The following is a 19,100-nucleotide window of genomic DNA, read 5'->3' on the forward strand; positions in this document are numbered from 1 at the left end:
CGGCCGCCTCGAGGCCGGTGCGCGCGGCGCCTGCGTCCCGCCCTGCGGCGGCCTCGAGGAGGGCGTACGCCTCCTCGGCGGAGAGGCGGGGCAGCAGCCGTGTGATCGACGCGGTCTCGAGCAGCGCCTCTGCCGCGTCGAAGAAGTCCTCCCACGGCGCGTCGGGCCGCACCTCCCGGCGGGCGAACAGCTCCGCCACCTCGTCGTCGGACCGGGCGGCGAGCGCTTCGGCGAGCGGGCGTGCGTGACTGCTCATCGTCGAGCCGGGCAGCGGCGTCAGGAGCGCCGCGCCGCGCGTCCTCTGCGCACGAAGTTCATGACGAGCAGGGCGATGATCATCAATAGCGCGATCGGCAGGCCCCACAGCGGGATCGCGGCGACGACCGGCCAGATCCCGCCGCCGAAGTCGGCCTGCGACATCCCGAACGCGGTGCCGAAGATGATTGCGAAGAAGCACAGGATCGAGGCCGCGGCGAGTCCCAGGGCGGTGAACGCGAGGAAGCGGTCGACGGCGCGGACCGGGACGTCGTCGGCGCGCGGGGAAGTGCTCATCCGTCTCAGCCTACCCGCTCCGAGACCGGTAGGCTGGAGAGCGCGGACAGGTCCCGTCCGCGCGCCCATACGCCGGATCCGCCGATCCGGTCCCACCGATCAGCGAGGTTCTCCCATGCCCACCGGCAAGGTCAGGTTCTACGACGACGAGAAGGGGTTCGGCTTCATCTCCACGGATGACGGCCAGGACGTCTTCCTGCACGCCACGGCCCTCCCCGCCGGCGCCACCATCAAGGCAGGATCCCGCGTCGAGTTCGGTCTCGCCGACGGCAAGCGCGGTCCGCAGGCGCTGTCGGTGCGCGTGCTCGAGGCTCCGGTGAGCCTCGCCAAGGCGAAGCGGAAGTCCGCGGACGACATGGCGATCATCGTCGAGGATCTGGTGAAGCTCCTCGACGGCATCGGCGGCGACCTGCGTCGTGGCCGTTACCCCTCCTCCTCCCACGGCCGCAAGATCGCGGCCGTCCTGCGCAAGGTCGCCGATGACCTCGACGCCTGAGGCGGACCAGCGCCTGCTCGATGCGAGGGATCTCGCCCTCGCCGCGCTGCATGAGATCACGCCGGCATCCACGGTCGGCCCTCCCGCCGGCCACCATGTGGAGGCCGACGGGTCCGTCTCTCTCACGTTCGAGAATCGCCTGGCCGGATACCCCGGGTGGTACTGGACGGTCACCGTTGCGCGCGTGGACGACGCCGAGCCGACCGTCCTCGAGGTCGAGCTGCTTCCCGGCGACGGCGCGCTGATCGCGCCGGACTGGGTGCCGTGGGCCGAGCGTCTCGCCGAGTACCGCGCGCACCAGGCCGAGCTGGCCGAGCAGGCGGCGGCGCAGGGAGACGATGAGGACGAGGGCGCGGATCTCGACGAGGACGAGGCCCTCGACGACGAGGACGCCGACGAGGAGTCCGCCGACGAGGAGGAGTTCGACGACGACTCGGACGAGGACGAGTTCGACGACGACTCGGACGAGGACGAGGACGAGGAGGCGGTGGCGCCGCGTCTGCACGCGGGCGACGTCGACGGCGTCGACATCGACGAGCTCGACGAGTCCGCCGACGACGAGGATGACGAGGGCCCTCAGGGCGACGAGGCGGGCGACTCCGAGGAGGAGTAGCCGGTCCGCATGAGCGAGGCCCCGCGTCCCGATCGGGACGCGGGGCCTCACTGCTTGCCGAGCGGAACGGCGCTCAGGAGTGCGCGAGCACGTGATCGATCGAGCGGATGAGCTGGCGCACGTCCTCCGGCTCGATCGACACGAAGGTGGCGATCCGCAGCTGGTTGCGCCCCAGCTTGCGATACGGCTCGGTGTCCACGATCCCGTTGGCGCGGAGCGTCTTCGCCAGCGCCGCGGCGTCCACCTCGTCGGCGAAGTCGATCGTGACGACGACGGGGGAGCGGTCCTCGGCGGCACGGACGAAGGGCGTCGCGACCGGCGAGGCCTCGGCCCACGCGTACAGCTCGCCCGAGGACTCCGCCGTGCGCGCTGCGGCCCAGGTCAGGCCGCCGTTGCCGTTGATCCACTGCAGCTGGGAGTCCAGCAGGTGCAGCGTCGCGAGCGCGGGCGTGTTGAGGGTCTGATCCAGCCGCGAGTTGTCCAACGCGTTCTTGAGGCTCAGGAACTCGGGGATGTAGCGTCCCGACGCCGCGATCCGCTCGATCCGGTCGATGGCGGCCGGGGAGACGGCCGCGAACCAGAGCCCGCCGTCGGATCCCAGATTCTTCTGCGGGGCGAAGTAGTACACGTCGGCCTCGGCGAGGTCCACGTCGATCCCGCCGGCGGCGCTGGTGGCGTCGATCACGGTGAGGGCGCCCTCGGCCGCGACGCGGCGGACGGGCGCGGCGACGCCGGTGGAGGTCTCGTTGTGCGGCCATGCGTAGAGGTCGACGCCGTCGACGATCTCGGCCTCGGTGCGCGTCCCCGGCTCCGCCTGGCGGACGTCGGGCGCCTGCAGCCACGGGGCGGCGGCGGCCTTGGCGAACTTTCCGCCGAACTCACCGAAGACGAGGTTCTGCGCGCGGTTCTCGATCAGACCGAAGGCGGCCGCGTCCCAGAAGGCCGTGGAGCCGCCGTTGCCCACGATGATCTCGTATCCGTCCGGCAGCCGCAGCAGCGCCGACAGCTGCTCGCGGACACTGCGGACCAGGCCCTTCACCGGCGCCTGCCGATGGGACGTGCCCAGAAGGCTCGCGCCGGCGGCGGCGAGGGCCTCGATCTGCGCCGGGCGCACCTTCGAGGGGCCGCAGCCGAATCGGCCGTCGACGGGCAGGAGTTCACGCGGGATCTCGATCGCCATGCGTTGATTCTAGGGGCGTGTCCGGCTTAGCCCCGACCGTGTTGCAGCCGGTGACGACCGGCGCCGGCGAGCCCGTGTCGGTCACAGAATGTAGGCTTGCCTAAGAAGAGCGACAAGGGGGATCGATGACCGATCTGATCGACACGACCGAGATGTATCTCCGCACCATCCTCGAACTCGAGGAGGAGAACATCGTCCCCCTGCGCGCCCGCATCTCGGAGCGTCTCGGGCACTCGGGCCCCACGGTGTCCCAGACGGTGGGGCGGATGGAGCGCGACGGGCTGGTCGTCGTGTCCGAGGACCGCCGGCTGGAGCTGACCGAGCCCGGGCGTCGAAAGGCGGTCGACGTCATGCGCAAGCACCGTCTCGCCGAGCGCCTGCTCTCCGACGTCATCGGCCTGGACTGGGCCTACGTCCACGACGAGGCATGCCGCTGGGAGCACGTGATGAGCGAGCAGGTCGAGCGGCGTCTCGTGGAGCTGCTCGGGCATCCGACCGAATCGCCCTACGGCAACCCGATTCCGGGACTCGACCAGCTGGGCGGCGACCCCGCCCGCACCTTCGACGAGGGCGTGGTCGGACTCGTCGAGCACCTGAACACGACGGGCGGTCCGGTCCAGGGCGTCGTCCGTCGCCTTGCCGAGCCGGCGCAGGTGGATCCGGAACTGCTGGATCAGCTCCGCTCTGCCGGCGTCGTCCCCGGCGCACGGGGCGGCTTCCGCTACAACGAGGGCTACGTGCTCATCGAGATGGACGGGAGCTCCGACGGTCTCGAGCTGCCGGTGGAGCTGGCCTCCCACATCTTCCTCGTCGCGTGACGCCGGTGCGGTCCCCGGCCTCTCCCCGAGCCGGTTCCGCGCGGTGACCGGGCCTCGGCGGATTGCCAGGATCACAGGGTGACAGAATCGTTATCTTCCGGTAACCTCGACTGCGTCGCCGGCGAGAAGCCCGCCGGAGATCGCCGTGACGGTAGCCTCATCGGTTCGTCGCCGCCACGGAGAAGAACGCACATCGTGCCCGAGTTCACACGTGCCCCGAGAAGCGACGACGACGAGCCGATGCGTGCTCCGCGCAGCGAGGCCTGGAGGACAGCTTTGGCTGCAGAGATCGATACGCCCGACAACCTGAACACCGAGCAGACTCCCGCCCGCCGTACCCGACCGGCGACCACGGCCGCCAAGAGCTCCCCGCGTGCGATCCGCCCGATCCGTTCGATCGCGATCTTCGGCGCGGTCGGCGCCCTGGTGACGGCGATCGCCCTGCCGGCGTTCGCCGCCGGATCCGGCGCCCAGAGCGGCGCCGCCACGACCATGCACCAGCTCGCCGCCGACAACGCGCAGTCGCTCGTCGTCGCCTCGGAGGCGACCAACGCCCCCGCCGGGCGCGAGGGCTTCACCGCGACGACGCCGGAGGAGATCGAGAAGCGCAAGGCCGAGGAGGCCGCGGCCCTCCGCGCCGCCGAGGAAGCCGAGCGCAAGGCGCGCGAGGCGAGCAACAGCGGTGGCGGCGGCGGGGGAGCACCCGCGGGCGTGAACCTCGGTCTCACCTCTCCCGGCTCCGGCGAGGTGCGCTGGTCGATGACTCCCGGCTCCTTCACCGTCGGCGAGGGACTCGGCGCCGGTCGAGGCCACCAGGGGCAGGACATGCTGGCCCCGGAGTGGACGCCGATCTTCGCCGCCACCAGCGGCACGGTGCGCGTCGCACAGGACAGCTATTACGGATACGGCAACGCCGTCGTCATCGACGGGGTCGTCGGGGGCAGCTCGGTGTCGACCACCTACGCGCACATGGTCTACGGCGGCCGCGTCGTCGAGGCCGGTCAGACCGTCACCGCCGGTCAGCTCATCGGCCACGTCGGCAACACGGGGAACTCCTTCGGATCCCACCTGCACTTCGAGGTCGAGATCAACGGCTCGCTCGTCGACCCGCTGAGCTGGCTCGAGGCCAACGCCGGCTGAGCCGACACGCATCGACTGTTCATCCTCCGTTCGCCCCGGTGACGCCGGTATGGGTTAGCCTGAACGCGTCGTCGCAAGGGCGGAGGAAAGCCGATGGACCGAATACCGAGCATCCGAACCACGGATGCGCTCGGTCGTCTGGTCCTTCTGCATCTCCCGCAGGACGCCCGCGGTTCCGCCGCGGTGAGAAAGGCGCTGTCTCGGTGAGGGACAGCGCCTTCGTCGTGTTCTGAGGGTCTTCGCCTGCGCACGCTCGAGAGGCCGGGAAGCCGTCCCGGCGGATTCGAAGGGATGCAGGATGCGAACTCTGGTGCTGAACGCCGGTTACGAGCCGCTCGCGATCGTGTCTTTCCGACGCGCGCTCGTCCTCGTGATGAACGACAAGGCCTCGATCGTGGAGATCGTCCCGGAGGATCCCGTCCTCACCACACGATCGCGTTTCGATCGTCCCGCCGTGATCATCCTGAGCCGGTACGTGCGCATGCCGCACGCACGCCGCGTCCCCGTCACCCGGCGCGGGGTGCTGCGGCGAGACGCTCATCGATGCGGATACTGCGGCAAGCCCGCGGCCACGATCGACCACATCCTGCCGCGCTCCCGCGGCGGTGCCGACTCGTGGGAGAACCTCGTCGCGTGCTGCCTGCGGTGCAACAACGTCAAGAGCGACCGCACTCCGCAGGAGATGGGCTGGGAACTGCGGTGCACGCCACGACCGCCTCATGGGACGGCGTGGACCGTGCGGGGATCGGATCGCAGCGATCCCCAGTGGGAGCCGTACCTCGGCCTCGCCGCCTGAGCCTCGGCGATCGTGCGGTCCCGCACGATCCTAGGCACGAGAAGAGCGGACCACCCTTCGGGCGGCCCGCTCTTCTCGTGACGTGCCCTCGACAGGATTCGAACCTGCGACCTGCCCTTTAGGAGAGGGCTGCTCTATCCGACTGAGCTACGAAGGCGCCGTCTCAGTCTACGTGCCGGAGCAGGAGGTCGTTGTCGGGTGCGGTCAGTGAGCGGCTTCGTACGCCGCCAGGATCTCGGACGGGACGCGGCCGCGCTCCGAGACCGTGAAGCCGTTCTCCGCGGCCCAGGCGCGGATCACCGCGGTCTCCGGGTTGCGGCTCGGGCGGCGCCCGGACGCGCCCCGGCCGGTGGCGCGAGCACCGGTGCTGCGCTGAGCGCGGCGAGCGGCGTCGACATAGGGCTGAAGAGCTGCGCGCAGCTCATCGGCGTGGGCGGAGGTCAGATCGATCTCGTAAGCATTCCCGTCGACGGAGAAATGCACGGTCTCGCCTTCTCCGACGTCCAGGACGGTGCCGTCGATATCGTCGACCAGCTGGTGGATGATTTTGCGTGCCATACGCATACTTTAAGGCTCCGCATTCGGCGAGGCAATGAGCCGCGCGGTCGTTTCCGACTTCATGACGGCACTCCAGGAAATGAGCATCACCCACTGGAACGGGAAAATGCGCGGAGGGCATTTCCCGGAATCCGATCAGGGCAGGAGGCCGGCGCGTCGGGCACGCGCCACGGCGGCATGGCGGGTCGAGGCGTCCAGCTTCGCCATCGCCGTGCCGAGATAGGCCTTCACCGTGGCCTCGCGCAGCCCCAGGGACGCGGCGATCTCCGCATTCGTGGAGCCGAGCGCCGCGCCCGCGAGCACGTCGGTCTCCCGCGGGGAGAGGCGCACCACGGGGACAGGGGAGGTCGGCGGCGACGTGCCGAGACCCGCCAGATCGATGAGCCGGCGCTCCACCGCGTTGATGCGGTCGCGCAGGGACGGGTCGGCGACCGCGGCGGCGATCTGCCTCAACTCGCCGAAACTCTCCCGCAGGCTCTCGCGCTCGGCAGCGGTCAAGCCGGATCGACCGGTGCCGGACAGGTCCCCGCGGAGCCGGCGCTCCACCTCCTCGCGGATGCGCAGCTCTCCGGCGAGGGACTCCGCGACCTGGACGGCGGGGGCCGTGGTGACCCCGCCGACCGGGCTCTCCTCCCAGGCGCCGGCATAGAGCACGCCGCGCGAGCGGCCGGCCACGATAACCGGAACGGCCAGGAGGGTGCGCAGTCCTTCCCCCAGCACATACCCATCGTAGTCGTGGGTGATGAACGGGGAGGAGCGGTAGTCGTGCGTCATGCGGGGGCGCAGCTCGATCATCGCGCGCCCGCCGAGCCCGCGCAGCGGCTGCACGCGCAGGCCCTCCAGGCTCCGCGTGCGGTTGCCGACGATCGAGGAGACGTTGACGGCGCCGTCTTCGAGCAGCCCGCCGAAGGCCACCGGGAAACCCGTGCGTCGGGCGAGCTCCCGCACCGCGTTCGCGATGAGAGCGACCTCGGACTCCGCTGTCTGCTGGATGCTCATCGACTACCGACTTTCGGGGGTGACCGCTGTGCCCCGCCTTTCGTAGCGTCGAGGCTATCACCGCCCGGGGCAAGGGTGCGCGGGCGGATTCGGACAGACATGCGGCAAGGAGGCCTCATGACCGATACGACCAGACAACGCCCCGACGGCCCGATCGACTACATCGCCGTTCAGGAGTCGGAGCCATTCCAGAGACTGCGGCGAAGTCAGCGCTCGTTCATCTTCCCGATGGCGATCGCATTCCTGCTGTGGTACTTCCTTTACGTCTTCCTCGCGGCGTTCGCGACCGACTTCATGAGTCAGCGCGTGTGGGGGGATATCACGGTCGGCCTGCTGTTCGGGCTCGGCCAGTTCGTGACCACATTCGCGATCACGATGGGATACGTCGCATTCGCGAATCGTCGTCTCGATCCGCAGGCCGAGGCGCTGCGCGAGACGCTCGAGCGGGCGGAGGCCGGCGCATGAGCGCTCCCGCGGCCACCGGGGCGACGCTCGTCGAGAGCAACCCGATCCTCAACATCTCCGTGTTCCTGGCGTTCGTCGCCGTCACGCTGTTCATCGTGATCCGCGCCAGCCGGAACAACAAGACGGCCGCCGACTACTACGCCGCCGGGCGCTCCTTCACCGGGCCGCAGAACGGGTTCGCGATCGCGGGGGACTACCTCTCCGCCGCGTCGTTCCTCGGCATCTGCGGTGCCATCGCGGTCAACGGCTATGACGGGTTCCTCTACTCGATCGGATTCCTCGTCGCCTGGCTCGTCGCGCTGCTGCTCGTCGCCGAGCTCATGCGCAACACGGGGAAGTTCACCATGGCGGACGTGCTGTCGTTCCGTCTCCGGCAGAGGCCCGTGCGGATGGCGGCCGCGGTGACGACCCTGGCCGTGTGCTTCTTCTACCTGCTGGCGCAGATGGCGGGAGCGGGAGGGCTGGTCGCGCTCCTGCTCGGCATCGACGACAAGCTCGTCCAGTCCCTCATCATCGCCGTGGTCGGCGCGCTGATGATCGTGTACGTGCTCATCGGCGGGATGAAGGGCACGACCTGGGTCCAGATCGTGAAGGCGTTCCTGCTCATCGCCGGTGCGGTCGTGATGACCATCTGGGTTCTGGCCCTCCACGGCTTCAGCCTCAACACCCTCCTGGAGGGCGCGGTGGCCGCCTCGGTGTCGGATCCGAAGGACGCGATCCTCGGGCCCGGCCTCCAGTACGGCTCGAATCCGTGGGACTTCATCTCCCTCGGGCTCGCGTTGGTGCTCGGGACGGCCGGCCTTCCGCACGTGCTGATGCGCTTCTACACCGTGCCGACGGCGAAGGAGGCGCGCCGGTCGGTCGTGTGGGCGATCTGGCTCATCGGGCTCTTCTACCTGCTCACGCTGGTGCTCGGATACGGCGCGGGTGCGCTGGTCGGGCCGGAGACCATCGTGAACGCGCCGGGGAAGGTGAATTCCGCGGCGCCGCTGCTCGCCCTGCACCTGGGCGGGCCCATCCTGATGGGGTTCATCTCCGCCGTGGCGTTCGCGACGATCCTCGCGGTGGTCGCAGGACTGACGATCACGGCGGCCGCGTCGTTCGCGCATGACATCTACGCGAACGTGGTCAAGCGGGGCAAGGACGATGCGGCCGGTGAGGGGGCAGCCGATCCGAACGGCGAGGTGCGGGTCGCGCGCCGCACCGTGATCGTGATCGGGATCCTCGCCATCGCCGGAGGCATCGCCGCGAACGGGCAGAACATCGCCTTCCTCGTGGCGCTCGCCTTCGCGATCGCCGCCTCCGCGAACCTGCCGACCATCCTCTACTCCCTGTTCTGGAAGAGGTTCACGACCCGCGGGGCGGTGTGGAGCATGTATGGCGGGCTGGGCTCGGCCATCCTCCTGATCGCCTTCTCGCCGGTCGTCTCCGGGACCGAGGGATCGATGATCCCCGGCGCCGACTTCGCGATCTGGCCCTTGAGCAACCCGGGCATCATCTCGATCCCCCTCGGGTTCCTGCTGGGCTGGCTCGGGTCGCTCTGGGACAACCGCGGCGAGGACCGGCGTCTCGCCGCCGAGATGGAGGTGCGCTCGCTCACGGGATTCGGCGCGGAGAAGGCGGTCGACCACTAGCCGCTCGCGCCGTGCACGCGTCGCGGCCCCGACGGCCTACACGTCGGGGCCGCGGCGTCCTCACGGAGTCCGGCGCCGGGCGGCGTCCGCCTCCAGGTCGACGAGGTACCTCTTGCGCTCCGGGTGCGCGCCGTACTGCCCGATGCTGCCGTCCGCGCGGACGACGCGGTGCACCGGGACGACGATCGAGAACGGCGTGAGACGGCAGGCGGTGCCGACCGCGCGCGCCGCGCGCGGTCGGCCTGCGTGCACGGCGACCTCTCCGTAGGAGGCGGTCTCGGCCCAGGGGATCTCGCAGATCGCGTGCAGGGCATCGAGCGCGAAGCCCTCGGCCAGCCGCCAGTCGAGGGCGATCTCCTCGTCGAAGCGGACCGCCTCTCCCTCGAAGTACGCGTCGAGGAGGTCCTGCAGCTCCTCGGCCGCGCCCGGATCGTGATCGGGAAGTCGCTGCAGGCGGCGGCTGACGCCCTCCAGGAGCCAGGGGGCCTCGAGCTCGGCGGCGTCGGGGAGCTCGAAGCTCACGAGGCCCCGGTCCGAGTACACGGCCAGAGCCTCGCCGAACGGAGTGGCGGCGAAGTCGTATCGGAAGCTCATGCGCCCATCATCGCCCGCCGAGGGGCCGGACCCCGGCCGAGAGCCGGGAACGGGGGAAAGCTCGTCGGAGCGGTCTTCAGTGGAGGAAGAGGCCGATCAATCCGGTGAAACTCGGCGCCCTTGCAGGTCCCGCGCGCCTCGCGCGCCTAGTCTTCTCTTGTGTGGCGACGTGACGGAAAGACCGCCGAGGCGGCGGAGCCGCGCTCCGTGGCGCCCGGCGACGTCCGCGTCTCCGAGCCCGGCGTGAGCGTCGCTCACGCCGCCGACGCCGAACGCGCCCGTCTGCGGGCCGAGGCCGCGCAGCTCGGGGGGCCGTCCCCGCTCACCTCCTTCCACGACGTTCCCGAGGCGGGGATCGACATCTCCCGCGCCCACCCGGGGAGCCTCCCGCAGTTCATCACGGGGCGATCGACCCTGCTGTCGAACCTCTTCCGCGACGAGGTCGGGCTGCGCACGGCACGCCTGGCGGCCGAGCGGATCACGGCGAAGAACACGGAGCTGCGGACGGTGCGCGGCATCGACGCGGTCCACCTCGCCGTGGGACTGGCCACGTGGCGCATCGGCGGCAAGGACTACGCGGCGCCCGTCCTCCTGCGCCCGCTCGCGATCCGACGGCACCACGCGGACTTCGAGCTGAAGCTGCACGGCGGCTTCTTCGTCAACCCGGAGCTGATCCGGGTGGCCCACGACCACTTCGGCATCACGATCGACGCGGACGCGCTCGCCGCCCTCGCCTACGACGGCGGGGTGTTCAAGCCGCAGCCGGCGATCGACCGGCTGCGCGCGGCCACGGCGACGATCGACACGTTCTCGGTCCTGCCGCGCCTGGTCGTGTCGACCTTCGCCGACGTCGGCGCCGGGATGGCGCGCGACGCGCACGACCTGGACAACACGCTGCTGAACGCGCTCGCCGGGCATGTCGCGGATCGCGAGACCGTGACCGTCCGCCGGGCGCTCCCGACCATCACGGGACCGGACGAGCGCGCCCCCGCCTCCGACAACCTGCTCCTGGACGCCGACTCCGAGCAGGAGGCGGTGCTGGCGCGCATCGCCGCCGGCCACTCGCTGTCGGTCGCGACTCTGCCGGGCACCGGCGGCACGCAGACCGTCATCAACGCGATCGGCGAGCTGGTGCGTGCGGGCAAGCGGGTGCTCATCGTCTCCGCGCGCCGGTCCACGCTCGACGGGGTCCGGCACCGGCTGAGCGGGATCGGCCTCGACGGGTTCGCCGTCTCCCCGGCGACGGTGCGCCGCGACCTCGTCCGGGCGATCGGCCGGAACGAGAAGGCCGCCGCTCCCAAGCTCGCCGAGATCGACGACGCCCTGGTCCGGCTGCGAACCGTGCTGCGCGACTACCGCGGCGCGCTGACGGACAAGGATCCGGGTCTCGGCGCGTCGGTCCTCGACGCGGTCCGGGTGCTGACCCGACTCGCCTCCCTGCCGACGCCGCCGTCCACGACTGCCCGCCTGGACCGTCCGGCGCTGGAAAAGCTCGCCGGCGACCGGTCGCGGGCCGCCGCGCTGCTGGCGACCGCCGCACGGCTGGGGGAGTTCCGCTTCGGTCCGAACGACTCCCCGTGGTACGGCGTGTCGTTCTCGTCGACGGAGGCGGCGCACGAGGCGCACGCCCTCGCCGAGCGCCTGCACGCCAAGAGCGTGCCCGCGCTGCTGGAGCGGGGCTACGAGCTCGTGGCGCAGACGCGCATGCGCCCGTTCGCGACGATCGAGGAGCTCGGCGAGTACCTGCGTCTCCTGCAGGGGATCCGCGACTCCCTCGACCGCTTCCGCCCGACCGTGTTCGAGCGACCGCTGGGCGAGCTGATCAAGGCGCACGGCACCCGCCGGGATGCAGCGGCGCTGTCGTCCGCCAATCGGCGCCGGCTGCGGCGGCTGGCCAAGGAGTACGTCCGTCCCGGCGCGCACGTCAGCGACATGCACGAGGCGCTCGTGCGGATCCAGTCCCAGCGGACGCAGTGGCAGCACTACGTCGACGCCGGCGTGGCCCCCGAGGTGCCGCTCGGACTCGCCGACGTGGCCGTGGCGTGGCAGCGGGTGGAGGCGGAGCTCGGTGAGCTGGACGCCGCCCTGGGGCGCAAGGAGCGCCTCTCGACGCTCCCGGTGGACCGGCTGCTGCGCACGCTCGCCGGACTCGCCGCCAAGTCCGACGTGTTCGACAACCTCGTCGAGCGGGCACAGATCCGCGACGAGCTGGCGGGGCTCGGCCTCGAGCCGCTGCTGATCGACCTGTCGGTCCGGCACCTGTCGGAGGAGCGGGTCGGCGACGAGCTGGAGTACGCGTGGTGGCAGTCCCTGCTCGAGCGCGCACTGCAGCAGAACCGATCGCTCCTCGGCGCGAACACCGCCGTCTTGGATCGTCTGGAGCGGGACTTCCGGCTGGTGGACGAGGCTCATGCCGCCGCCTCGGGGCCGTTGCTGGCCTGGCAGATGGCCGGACAGTGGCGCATCGCGATCGTCGACGAGGCCGAGGAGGCGCGCAACCTCCGTCAGGCGCTCACACAGGGGCGCACGACCCCGGCCGAGCTCGCCGCCGCAGCCCCCGCCCTGCTCCGCGTGCTGGCGCCGGTCTGGATCGCGTCTCCCTACCAGGTGCCCGACATCCCCGACGGCGTCGTGTTCGACTCCGTCCTGCTCGTCGACGCCGCCGCGATCAACCTCGCCGAGGCGACCCCGGCGATCCGTCGTGCCCGCCAGGTGGTGGCGTTCGGCGATCCGGTGACGCAGAAGCCCACTCCCTTCACCGTGGCGACCGTGCCGACGCCGGACCACGAGGAGGAGCACGACTTCGACACCGTGTCCGCGTTCGAGAGGCTCGCCGAGCTCCTGCCCGTGGTGACGCTGACGCGGAGCTACCGGGCCGGGGGAGAGGACCTCGCCGAACTGATCAACGACGCCTTCTACGGCGGGGAGATCGTGTCCCTGCCGTGGGCGGGATCGTATCTCGGACGCGGGAGCCTGGCCGTCGACTACGTCGAGGGCGGGATCGGCACGCCGGATCCGGTCTCCGGGGCCGTGGAGAGCCCGGATGCCGAGGTCGCCCGGGTGGTGACGCTCGTCGTCGAGCACGCCGTGCACCGGCCGACCGAGTCGCTCATGGTCGTCACGGCCAGCCGTCGGCACGCGGAGCGCGTCCGCGCCGCCGTCACGGCCGCCTTCGCGGGGCGCAGCGACGTGGCGGACTTCGTCGGACGCGACACCGCCGAGCCGTTCGCCGTGCTGACGCTCGAGGAGTCGGTCGCGGAGAGTCGCGACCGGGTCGTCTTCTCGCTCGGCTTCGGGCTGACCAAGCACGGCCGGGTCCTCAGCGACTTCGGCGACCTCTCCACGCCGGACGGGGAGCGGCTGCTTACGGTCGGGATGACGCGGGCGCGGCGGTCGATGGTGATCGTGTCCTCGATCCGTCCCTCGTCCTTCGATGACGGACGACTCGAGCACGGGGCCGCGACCCTGATGTCCATCCTCGGCGGGCTCGCCGCGCACCGCCGCGAGGAGCGTCTCGAAGACCTCGCCGACCCGCTCACGCTCGCCCTCGCACGGGAGCTGCGGCGCCTCGGCGCCTCCGTGGACGTGGACTACCGCGGTCTGCTCCCGCTCGTCGCCCAGCATCAGGGCAAGGCCGTCGTGATCGAATCCGACCCGGAGTCGCGCAACGAGTCCCTGCGCGAGTCGTTGCGACTGCGTCCGCAGGTCCTGCGTCGCCTCGGCTGGCACTACATCCGGGTCCATGCGTTCGACCTGTACAGCGATCCGGCCTCCGTCGCCCGCAGGATCGCGACGGTGCTCGGGATCACCGACGACGCGCCGCGGGTCGACGGCGACACCCAGCCCCTGGACGTCGACTCCCACGACCGATGACCGGGTCCGGCCCCGAACCCGGGGACGATTCCGTCGAGCCGCCCGCCGGGAGCGTTCCGTCGAGCCCTGACGGCGGGCGCCAGCGCATCGTGCGTGTGCGGGGCGCGCGTCGGGCACGGCTGACGCCGGCGCCGGGGACCCACGCGGAGCCCGATGCCCGCGACCGGGAGACCGGGGCGGCCGGCCCGTCGGGGCCGAACGACGACCGACTGCGCCGCGACGTCCCGCCGCACTACTGAGCGGCGCTTCGCGGGGTGGGGGCGTTTCGTCTCGCTGCGCTCGCTCAACGACCGGTAGCCGGGGGCGTTTCGTCTCGCTGCGCTCGCTCGACCGGGTGGGGTGCGACGTGGAACGAGCCCCTGCTCCGCGGGGGAACAGGGGCTCGCGATCGCCACGGCGGGTTACTTGATCTGCTGCTTCTCCAGCAGATCGCGGATCTGCACGAGCAGCTGCTGCTCCGTGAGCTCGGCCTCTTCCTCGGAGACGCCGGCCTTCGCCGCCTGGCGCTCCTTGAACTTGTTCATCGGCATGACGAACACGAGGTAGACGATGAGCGCCACCGCGAGGAAGTTGATGACCGCCCCGAGGATCGCGCCGAAGGCGAAGGTGCTGGTTCCGCCCAGCAGCGTCGGCACCTGGAGCTGGAGTGCGGTGTCCAGGCTGTCCGCGTTGAAGAACAGCGCGATGAGCGGGTTGATCAGAGCCGTGACGATCACGTCGATGATCTTCGAGAACGCCGCGCCGATGACCACGGCGACAGCGAGGTCGATGACGTTCCCGCGCAGGATGAAGTCTTTGAATCCCTGGATCATGGATTCCCCCCTTGTATCGGCCTCAGGATGTCGAGGCTGGAGCCGATGCAGGCGCCGGGCTGGCGCTCGTCGTCGAATCCGTCTTCGATGATGCCGAAGAGGAGGCCTTCTCGCCACCAGCGCCACGCGAATCCGTGCGATAGAAGCCGGATCCGTTGAACGTCACGCCGATGGATCCGTACTCCTTGCGGAGACGGCCCCGGCACTCGGGGCACTCGGTGAGCGCGGCGTCGGAGAAGGACTGGACGGCGTCGAAGCGGTGGCCGCACGCGGTGCAGGCGTAGGAGTAGGTGGGCATGTGTCCTCGTGGAGAAGGGATGGGGATGGTCAGCGCCGATCGGGCGACAGGACCAGTGTTCGGGTGGGGGTGACCACCCCGGTGACGGGCTGGTCGTGGAGTTCGCGGGGGACCTCGTCGAGGACCTCCGAGTCGTAGACCACGGCGTAGACGGGCGGGCACTTCTCCATCGACCCGATGGTCTTGTCGAAGTAGCCGCGGCCCCAGCCGAGGCGGGTGCCGGAGGAGTCGACCGCCGCCGCCGGGATGATCATGAGGTCGACGTCGTTCACGGCGATCGGGCCGAGGACCTCGCCGGTCGGCTCCGGGAGACCGTACAGGCCGATGCCCACCTCGTCCGAGTCGTTCGCGACGGCCCAGTCGAGGAGGCCGTCCGCGCGCGTGATGGGGAGAAGGACGCGGATGCCGCGTGCCATCGCGTCGCGGATGAACGACTGCGTGCCCGGTTCCGTGGTGGTCGCGAGGAAGCAGGAGATCGATCGCGCGTCGAGCTGTGCGACGAGCGCGTCGAGCTGGTGGGCGATCCCCTCGGCGGCCTGCTCGCGCTGCGCCTGCGTGAGCAGCTGACGACGCTCACGCAGTTCGGCCCGCAGGGCGCGCTTGGCGTGATCGGTCTCGTCGGACATGGCTCCGATTGTACGGGGGCACCCCGGGCTAAGCTGGAGAAATGGCGAAACCACACATCAAGGCCGTGATCCCCGCCGCTGGGCTGGGAACGCGGTTCCTCCCGGCCACGAAGGCGATGCCGAAGGAGATGCTGCCCGTCGTCGACAAGCCGGCCATCCAGTACGTCGTCGAGGAGGCCGCGGACGCGGGCATCGACGACATCCTCGTCATCATCGGACGCAACAAGAACGCGATCTCCAACCACTTCGACTCCGTCCCGGAGCTCGAGGTCAAGCTGATGGAGAAGGGCGACACGGGTCGCCTCGAGCGCGTGATGAAGTCCAGCGACCTGGCCGACATCCACTTCGTCCGGCAGGGCGAGCCCAAGGGCCTCGGGCACGCTGTGCTGCGCGCGCGCACGCACGTCGGGGACAGCTCGTTCGCCGTCCTGCTCGGCGACGACCTCATCGATGAGCGCGATCCGCTGCTGACGGACATGATCGAGGTGCACGAGCGCACCGGGGCGGCGGTCATCGCCCTCATGGAGGTCGACCCGGAGCACATCCACATGTACGGCGTCGCCGCCGTGGACGGCGAGGGGGAGGGCGGCACGGTGAAGGTCACCGGACTCGTCGAGAAGCCCGCCGCCGAGGACGCCCCGTCCAACCTCGCCGTGATCGGCCGCTACGTGCTGCCGGCGTCGGTGTTCGAGATCCTCGAGCGCACCCAGCCCGGCAAGGGCGGCGAGATCCAGCTCACCGACGCTCTGCAGGAACTCGCCGCGGACCCCGCCGGCCCCGGCGTGTACGGCGTCGTGTTCGGCGGACGCCGCTACGACACCGGCGACCGCCTGGACTACATCAAGGCGATCGTGCAGCTCGCCTCCGACCGCGACGACCTGGGGACGGATCTCCGTCCGTGGCTGAAGGAGTTCGCGGAGCGCCTTTGAGGCGGACCCCGGGAGCGGCACGTGGATGCGAGCGTCGCGAGGAAGCACGGGCCGGTGGAGATCCGGCTCGTGCGCCCGCGTGATGCCCGCGTCCTCCAGCACGAGCTGCTGACCAACCGCGACTGGCTGCAGCGCTGGGAGGCGACGCTGCCGGGGGCGGCGGTGGGGTTCGACATGCGGGTGAGCATCCGCCGTCTGCTCCAGCAGTACCGCGACGGCGGGGGCTATCCGTTCGTCATGGAGTACGACGGCGACGTGGCCGGCCAGCTGAACGTGTGGGGCGTCATGCGGGGTTCGCTCTGCTCGGCCACCATCGGCTACTGGGTCAGCGAGCGCTTCGCCGGCAAGGGCATCACCCCGACCGCGGTCGCGCTCGCGACCGACCTCTGTTTCGGCGAGCTGGGGCTGCACCGGATCGAGATCTGCATCCGACCGGAGAACCGCGCCAGCATCCGTGTCGTGCAGAAGCTCGGCTTCCGCTACGAGGGACGACGCCGCCGCTACATCCACATCGACGGCGACTGGCGCGACCACCTCTGCTTCGCGCTCGTGCAGGAGGACGTCCCCGAGGGCGTGCTGGCCCGTTGGGTGGGCGGCCGGGTCCCCGTCGAGGCCTCCGCCGTCCCGCCGGCGGACCTTCCGCCGGTGGACCTGCCCGGCTGACGAGCCGTCTTACGGCCGGGCGCCCTGCTCCTCATCGGTCGCCGATTCCGGCGCCGCGGTGCGGATCCCGATCCAGGACACGACGCCGCCGAGCACCATGAGCGCGGCCGTGACCCAGGCCGCGCTGTGGAAGCCCCCGAGGTCGAGCGTCCCGCCGACGATGGTGGAGAGCATCGCGACCACCAGGAGGCCGGCGACGCGGGAGACGGCGTTGTTCACGGCGGAGGCGATCCCCGAGCGGCGCTCGTCGATCGCGCCGAGGATCGCGGAGGTCAGCGGGGCGACGGTGAGAGCCAGTCCCAGCCCCATCACGATCATGGCGGGCAGCACCTGCCACCAATAGCTGAACTCCGCCGCCACAGTCAGCAGGAGGAGCGCTCCTGCGGCTATGACGAAGGGTCCGACCGTCATGAACAGGCGCGGGCCGAGCCGCGCGGACCAGGACCCCGCCTGGGAGCTGATCAGGATCATCAGGATCGTCATGGGCAGGCTGGCGAGTCCGGCCGCGGTCGCCGACAGTCCGGCGCCCTGCTGCAGATACACGCCGATCACGAAGCCGTTCAGCGACAGGGCCGCATAGACGAACAGCGTCGCGACGTTCCCCCACCCGAAGTTGCGGACCCGGAACAGCGTCAGCGGCATGAGCGCCTGGTCCCCGCGCTGGCGCCACAGGAACAGCGTCAGGAGGGCTGCGCCGCCGATGCCGGTCCCCCAGATCGCCGGAGAGGACCACCCGAGATTCGGCTGCTCGATGAGCGCGAAGACCACGCCGCCGAGCCCCAGTGCGCACAGCGCGCCGCTCCACCAGTCCACGCGAGCCCCGCGCGGGTGCTCCGGCAGCTCCAGTCGGGCCAGGAGGGAGAGGGTGATCCCGATCGGGAGCACGTTGATGAGGAAGACCAGCCGCCAGCTGAGGAGGTCGACGAACACACCGCCCAGGAGCGGGCCGACCAGCTGGGCCGCCGTCGTGAACGCGGTCCAGATCCCGATGGCTCGGCCCTGGCTCGCACCGCGCAGAGACGACGTGATGAGGGCGAGCGAGCTGGGGACGAGGAGAGCACCCGCAGCGCCCTGGAGGGCCCGCGCCAGGATGAGCACCAGCGGGTCGGGCGCGGCGGCCACCGCGACGGAGGCGATGCCGAACCCGATCAGGCCGATCCGCATCACCAGCACCCGTCCGTACGCATCGGAGACGGATCCGGCGAGCAGGATCAGCGCGCTCAGGGTGATGAGATAGGCGTCCACGACCCATTGCTGGGTCGTGATGCCGCCGCCGAGCTCACGGCTGATGGCCGGGAGCGCCACCGTGACCACCGTGCCGTCCAGGAACGTGACGAACGACGCGAGGATCGCGATGGCGATCACGAGCTTCTGCGAACGGGTGAACGGCGTCACGTGCCGACCCTACTCCCGTGCGGCGACATCGGCTCGGGCCGGGGGAACCGAGGACGGCGGCGCCGGGGTCGAGGACACGCCCGGCGCGACGCGACACGCGCGTGCGGTAGCCGGGGGCGCGGTGGCGCGTCGCCTACCGTGGACACCATGGACGGGCCGGTGCTGAGTGGGGGCGTGATCGTCCTCGTCTCCGTGCTGCTCTGGCTGCTGTACTTCCTTCCCTCCTGGCGGGGCCGTCACCAGTACGAGGCCGCCGAGCGCAACGCCGTCCGCCTGAACCGCGCGCTGCGCGTGCTCGCCGAGACGAGCGAGACGCCCGAGGAGGTGCGCCTCGAGCTCAACGCCCGCACGGCCCTCGCCCAGCAGCGTCTGGCCAAGCGCCTGCAGTCCGAGCGCGAGGCCGCCGAGCTCGAGCGCCTGCGGCAGGAGCTCGCCGCGACCCGCGCGGATCCGGTGTTCCGGCAGGCCCGTGCCCGCCGGCGCGTGCGCATCACGACCACGGCGCTGCTGTCGGTCGGCCTCGCGACCGTCGGCGCCGGGGTGTGGGTGCAGCTGACGGTGGGCTCCGCGACGCTGCTGTGGATCGGCGGGGCCCTGACCGTGCTCGCCCTCCTGACGCTGCAGCGGATCGCCGTGGTGTCCGCCCGCGCGGCGCGTCG

20 protein-coding genes, 1 tRNA gene and 2 pseudogenes are annotated in these 19,100 nt (G+C 70.8%); 12 read left to right on the forward strand and 11 right to left on the reverse strand.

Annotated elements, in window-relative coordinates:
• Both MR1_RS14825 and MR1_RS14830 read right to left on the reverse strand, forming a co-directional pair.
• Positions 1-256, reverse strand: a pseudogene (locus MR1_RS14825) (helicase-associated domain-containing protein); the annotation flags it as partial.
• A 20-nt stretch (positions 257-276) separates the two neighbouring features.
• Positions 277-552, reverse strand: coding sequence for a multidrug ABC transporter ATPase (locus MR1_RS14830; protein WP_067248519.1), 276 nt, complete (start codon positions 550-552; stop codon positions 277-279).
• A 115-nt stretch (positions 553-667) separates the two neighbouring features.
• Here MR1_RS14830 and MR1_RS14835 point away from each other — a divergent pair, with 115 nt between their 5' ends.
• Positions 668-1,048, forward strand: coding sequence for a cold-shock protein (locus MR1_RS14835; RefSeq protein WP_067248523.1), 381 nt, complete (start codon positions 668-670; stop codon positions 1,046-1,048).
• Complete coding sequence (locus MR1_RS14840; protein WP_067248526.1) at positions 1,032-1,661, forward strand: DUF3027 domain-containing protein; 630 nt, start codon at positions 1,032-1,034, stop codon at positions 1,659-1,661. Before MR1_RS14835 ends, MR1_RS14840 begins: the two co-directional genes overlap by 17 nt.
• Before the next feature lie 73 nt (positions 1,662-1,734).
• On the opposite strand, the gene serC is transcribed toward MR1_RS14840, so the two are convergent.
• Positions 1,735-2,841 carry a phosphoserine transaminase gene (gene serC, locus MR1_RS14845; RefSeq protein ID WP_067248530.1) on the reverse strand — a complete coding sequence of 369 codons (1,107 nt, stop codon included), beginning with the start codon at positions 2,839-2,841 and terminating at the stop codon, positions 1,735-1,737.
• Between the two features lie 125 nt (positions 2,842-2,966).
• On the opposite strand from serC, the gene MR1_RS14850 reads away from it, so the two are divergent.
• The 3 genes from MR1_RS14850 (at position 2,967) to MR1_RS14860 (ending at position 5,595) form a co-directional block, all read left to right on the forward strand.
• Positions 2,967-3,659, forward strand: coding sequence for a metal-dependent transcriptional regulator (locus MR1_RS14850; RefSeq protein ID WP_067248535.1), 693 nt, complete (start codon positions 2,967-2,969; stop codon positions 3,657-3,659).
• A gap of 276 nt (positions 3,660-3,935) precedes the next feature.
• Positions 3,936-4,799: a M23 family metallopeptidase gene (locus MR1_RS14855; RefSeq protein ID WP_067248539.1), complete on the forward strand. Its 864-nt coding sequence runs from the start codon at positions 3,936-3,938 to the stop codon at positions 4,797-4,799.
• Positions 4,800-5,097: 298 nt separating this feature from the next.
• On the forward strand, positions 5,098-5,595 hold the full coding sequence (locus tag MR1_RS14860; protein WP_067248542.1) for an HNH endonuclease: 498 nt from the start codon (positions 5,098-5,100) through the stop codon (positions 5,593-5,595).
• An 83-nt stretch (positions 5,596-5,678) separates the two neighbouring features.
• On the opposite strand, the gene MR1_RS14865 is transcribed toward MR1_RS14860, so the two are convergent.
• The 3 genes from MR1_RS14865 to MR1_RS14875 form a co-directional block, all read right to left on the reverse strand.
• Positions 5,679-5,752, reverse strand: a tRNA-Arg gene (locus tag MR1_RS14865).
• 47 nt (positions 5,753-5,799) lie between these two features.
• Complete coding sequence (locus MR1_RS14870) at positions 5,800-6,153, reverse strand: histone-like nucleoid-structuring protein Lsr2 (protein WP_067248546.1); 354 nt, start codon at positions 6,151-6,153, stop codon at positions 5,800-5,802.
• Between the two features lie 135 nt (positions 6,154-6,288).
• The gene (locus MR1_RS14875) at positions 6,289-7,152 is read right to left on the reverse strand and encodes a LuxR C-terminal-related transcriptional regulator (RefSeq protein WP_067248550.1); all 864 of its coding nucleotides are present in this window, start codon (positions 7,150-7,152) and stop codon (positions 6,289-6,291) included.
• Positions 7,153-7,269: 117 nt separating this feature from the next.
• Here MR1_RS14875 and MR1_RS14880 point away from each other — a divergent pair, with 117 nt between their 5' ends.
• Both MR1_RS14880 and MR1_RS14885 read left to right on the forward strand, forming a co-directional pair.
• Positions 7,270-7,617: a DUF485 domain-containing protein gene (locus MR1_RS14880; RefSeq protein WP_067248554.1), complete on the forward strand. Its 348-nt coding sequence runs from the start codon at positions 7,270-7,272 to the stop codon at positions 7,615-7,617.
• Positions 7,614-9,251 carry a solute symporter family protein gene (locus MR1_RS14885; RefSeq protein ID WP_067248557.1) on the forward strand — a complete coding sequence of 546 codons (1,638 nt, stop codon included), beginning with the start codon at positions 7,614-7,616 and terminating at the stop codon, positions 9,249-9,251. Before MR1_RS14880 ends, MR1_RS14885 begins: the two co-directional genes overlap by 4 nt.
• A 60-nt stretch (positions 9,252-9,311) precedes the next feature.
• Here the strand turns inward: MR1_RS14885 and MR1_RS14890 are convergent, their stop codons facing one another.
• A complete protein-coding gene (locus MR1_RS14890; RefSeq protein WP_067248560.1) occupies positions 9,312-9,845 on the reverse strand; it encodes a methylated-DNA--[protein]-cysteine S-methyltransferase in 534 nt (177 codons plus the stop codon).
• 159 nt (positions 9,846-10,004) lie between these two features.
• Here MR1_RS14890 and MR1_RS14895 point away from each other — a divergent pair, with 159 nt between their 5' ends.
• The gene (locus MR1_RS14895; RefSeq protein WP_067248563.1) at positions 10,005-13,718 is read left to right on the forward strand and encodes an ATP-binding protein; all 3,714 of its coding nucleotides are present in this window, start codon (positions 10,005-10,007) and stop codon (positions 13,716-13,718) included.
• Entirely contained in the window at positions 13,715-13,957 is a 243-nt protein-coding gene (locus tag MR1_RS14900; protein WP_067248567.1) for a hypothetical protein, read from the forward strand. Before MR1_RS14895 ends, MR1_RS14900 begins: the two co-directional genes overlap by 4 nt.
• Before the next feature lie 162 nt (positions 13,958-14,119).
• On the opposite strand, the gene mscL is transcribed toward MR1_RS14900, so the two are convergent.
• The 3 genes from mscL to MR1_RS14915 are packed head-to-tail and all read right to left on the reverse strand — an operon-like array spanning position 14,120 to position 15,454.
• The gene (gene mscL, locus MR1_RS14905) at positions 14,120-14,530 is read right to left on the reverse strand and encodes a large conductance mechanosensitive channel protein MscL (protein WP_067248570.1); all 411 of its coding nucleotides are present in this window, start codon (positions 14,528-14,530) and stop codon (positions 14,120-14,122) included.
• Positions 14,531-14,552: 22 nt separating this feature from the next.
• The gene (locus MR1_RS14910) at positions 14,553-14,828 is read right to left on the reverse strand and encodes an FmdB family zinc ribbon protein (protein WP_067248574.1); all 276 of its coding nucleotides are present in this window, start codon (positions 14,826-14,828) and stop codon (positions 14,553-14,555) included.
• A 29-nt stretch (positions 14,829-14,857) separates the two neighbouring features.
• Positions 14,858-15,454: a 5-formyltetrahydrofolate cyclo-ligase gene (locus MR1_RS14915; RefSeq protein WP_067248577.1), complete on the reverse strand. Its 597-nt coding sequence runs from the start codon at positions 15,452-15,454 to the stop codon at positions 14,858-14,860.
• Between the two features lie 41 nt (positions 15,455-15,495).
• Between MR1_RS14915 and galU the strand changes: the two genes are divergently transcribed.
• Positions 15,496-16,383 (forward strand): UTP--glucose-1-phosphate uridylyltransferase GalU, encoded by an 888-nt coding sequence (galU, locus tag MR1_RS14920; RefSeq protein WP_067248579.1) that lies wholly within the window; start codon positions 15,496-15,498, stop codon positions 16,381-16,383.
• 21 nt (positions 16,384-16,404) lie between these two features.
• On the forward strand, positions 16,405-17,046 hold the full coding sequence (locus MR1_RS14925; protein WP_067248582.1) for a GNAT family N-acetyltransferase: 642 nt from the start codon (positions 16,405-16,407) through the stop codon (positions 17,044-17,046).
• Positions 17,047-17,055: 9 nt separating this feature from the next.
• Here MR1_RS14925 and MR1_RS14930 read toward each other — a convergent pair whose 3' ends face one another.
• On the reverse strand, positions 17,056-18,441 hold the full coding sequence (locus MR1_RS14930) for an MFS transporter (RefSeq protein ID WP_067248585.1): 1,386 nt from the start codon (positions 18,439-18,441) through the stop codon (positions 17,056-17,058).
• A gap of 147 nt (positions 18,442-18,588) precedes the next feature.
• Between MR1_RS14930 and MR1_RS14935 the strand changes: the two are divergent.
• Positions 18,589-19,100: pseudogene (locus MR1_RS14935) on the forward strand (hypothetical protein); the annotation flags it as partial.

Source organism: Microbacterium resistens NBRC 103078, assembly GCF_001552355.1.
Classification (GTDB): Bacteria; Actinomycetota; Actinomycetes; order Actinomycetales; family Microbacteriaceae; genus Microbacterium; species Microbacterium resistens.

Coding starts and splice junctions, on each gene's coding strand:
- serC (WP_067248530.1), bottom strand. CDS start 2,841: ATGGCGATCGAGATCCCGCGTGAACTCCTGCCCGTCGACGGCCGATTC.
- MR1_RS14840 (WP_067248526.1), top strand. CDS start 1,032: ATGACCTCGACGCCTGAGGCGGACCAGCGCCTGCTCGATGCGAGGGAT.
- MR1_RS14900 (WP_067248567.1), top strand. CDS start 13,715: ATGACCGGGTCCGGCCCCGAACCCGGGGACGATTCCGTCGAGCCGCCC.
- MR1_RS14835 (WP_067248523.1), top strand. CDS start 668: ATGCCCACCGGCAAGGTCAGGTTCTACGACGACGAGAAGGGGTTCGGC.
- galU (WP_067248579.1), top strand. CDS start 15,496: ATGGCGAAACCACACATCAAGGCCGTGATCCCCGCCGCTGGGCTGGGA.
- MR1_RS14870 (WP_067248546.1), bottom strand. CDS start 6,153: ATGGCACGCAAAATCATCCACCAGCTGGTCGACGATATCGACGGCACC.
- MR1_RS14860 (WP_067248542.1), top strand. CDS start 5,098: ATGCGAACTCTGGTGCTGAACGCCGGTTACGAGCCGCTCGCGATCGTG.
- MR1_RS14880 (WP_067248554.1), top strand. CDS start 7,270: ATGACCGATACGACCAGACAACGCCCCGACGGCCCGATCGACTACATC.
- mscL (WP_067248570.1), bottom strand. CDS start 14,530: ATGATCCAGGGATTCAAAGACTTCATCCTGCGCGGGAACGTCATCGAC.
- MR1_RS14885 (WP_067248557.1), top strand. CDS start 7,614: ATGAGCGCTCCCGCGGCCACCGGGGCGACGCTCGTCGAGAGCAACCCG.
- MR1_RS14890 (WP_067248560.1), bottom strand. CDS start 9,845: ATGAGCTTCCGATACGACTTCGCCGCCACTCCGTTCGGCGAGGCTCTG.
- MR1_RS14830 (WP_067248519.1), bottom strand. CDS start 552: ATGAGCACTTCCCCGCGCGCCGACGACGTCCCGGTCCGCGCCGTCGAC.
- MR1_RS14875 (WP_067248550.1), bottom strand. CDS start 7,152: ATGAGCATCCAGCAGACAGCGGAGTCCGAGGTCGCTCTCATCGCGAAC.
- MR1_RS14850 (WP_067248535.1), top strand. CDS start 2,967: ATGACCGATCTGATCGACACGACCGAGATGTATCTCCGCACCATCCTC.
- MR1_RS14915 (WP_067248577.1), bottom strand. CDS start 15,454: ATGTCCGACGAGACCGATCACGCCAAGCGCGCCCTGCGGGCCGAACTG.
- MR1_RS14910 (WP_067248574.1), bottom strand. CDS start 14,828: ATGCCCACCTACTCCTACGCCTGCACCGCGTGCGGCCACCGCTTCGAC.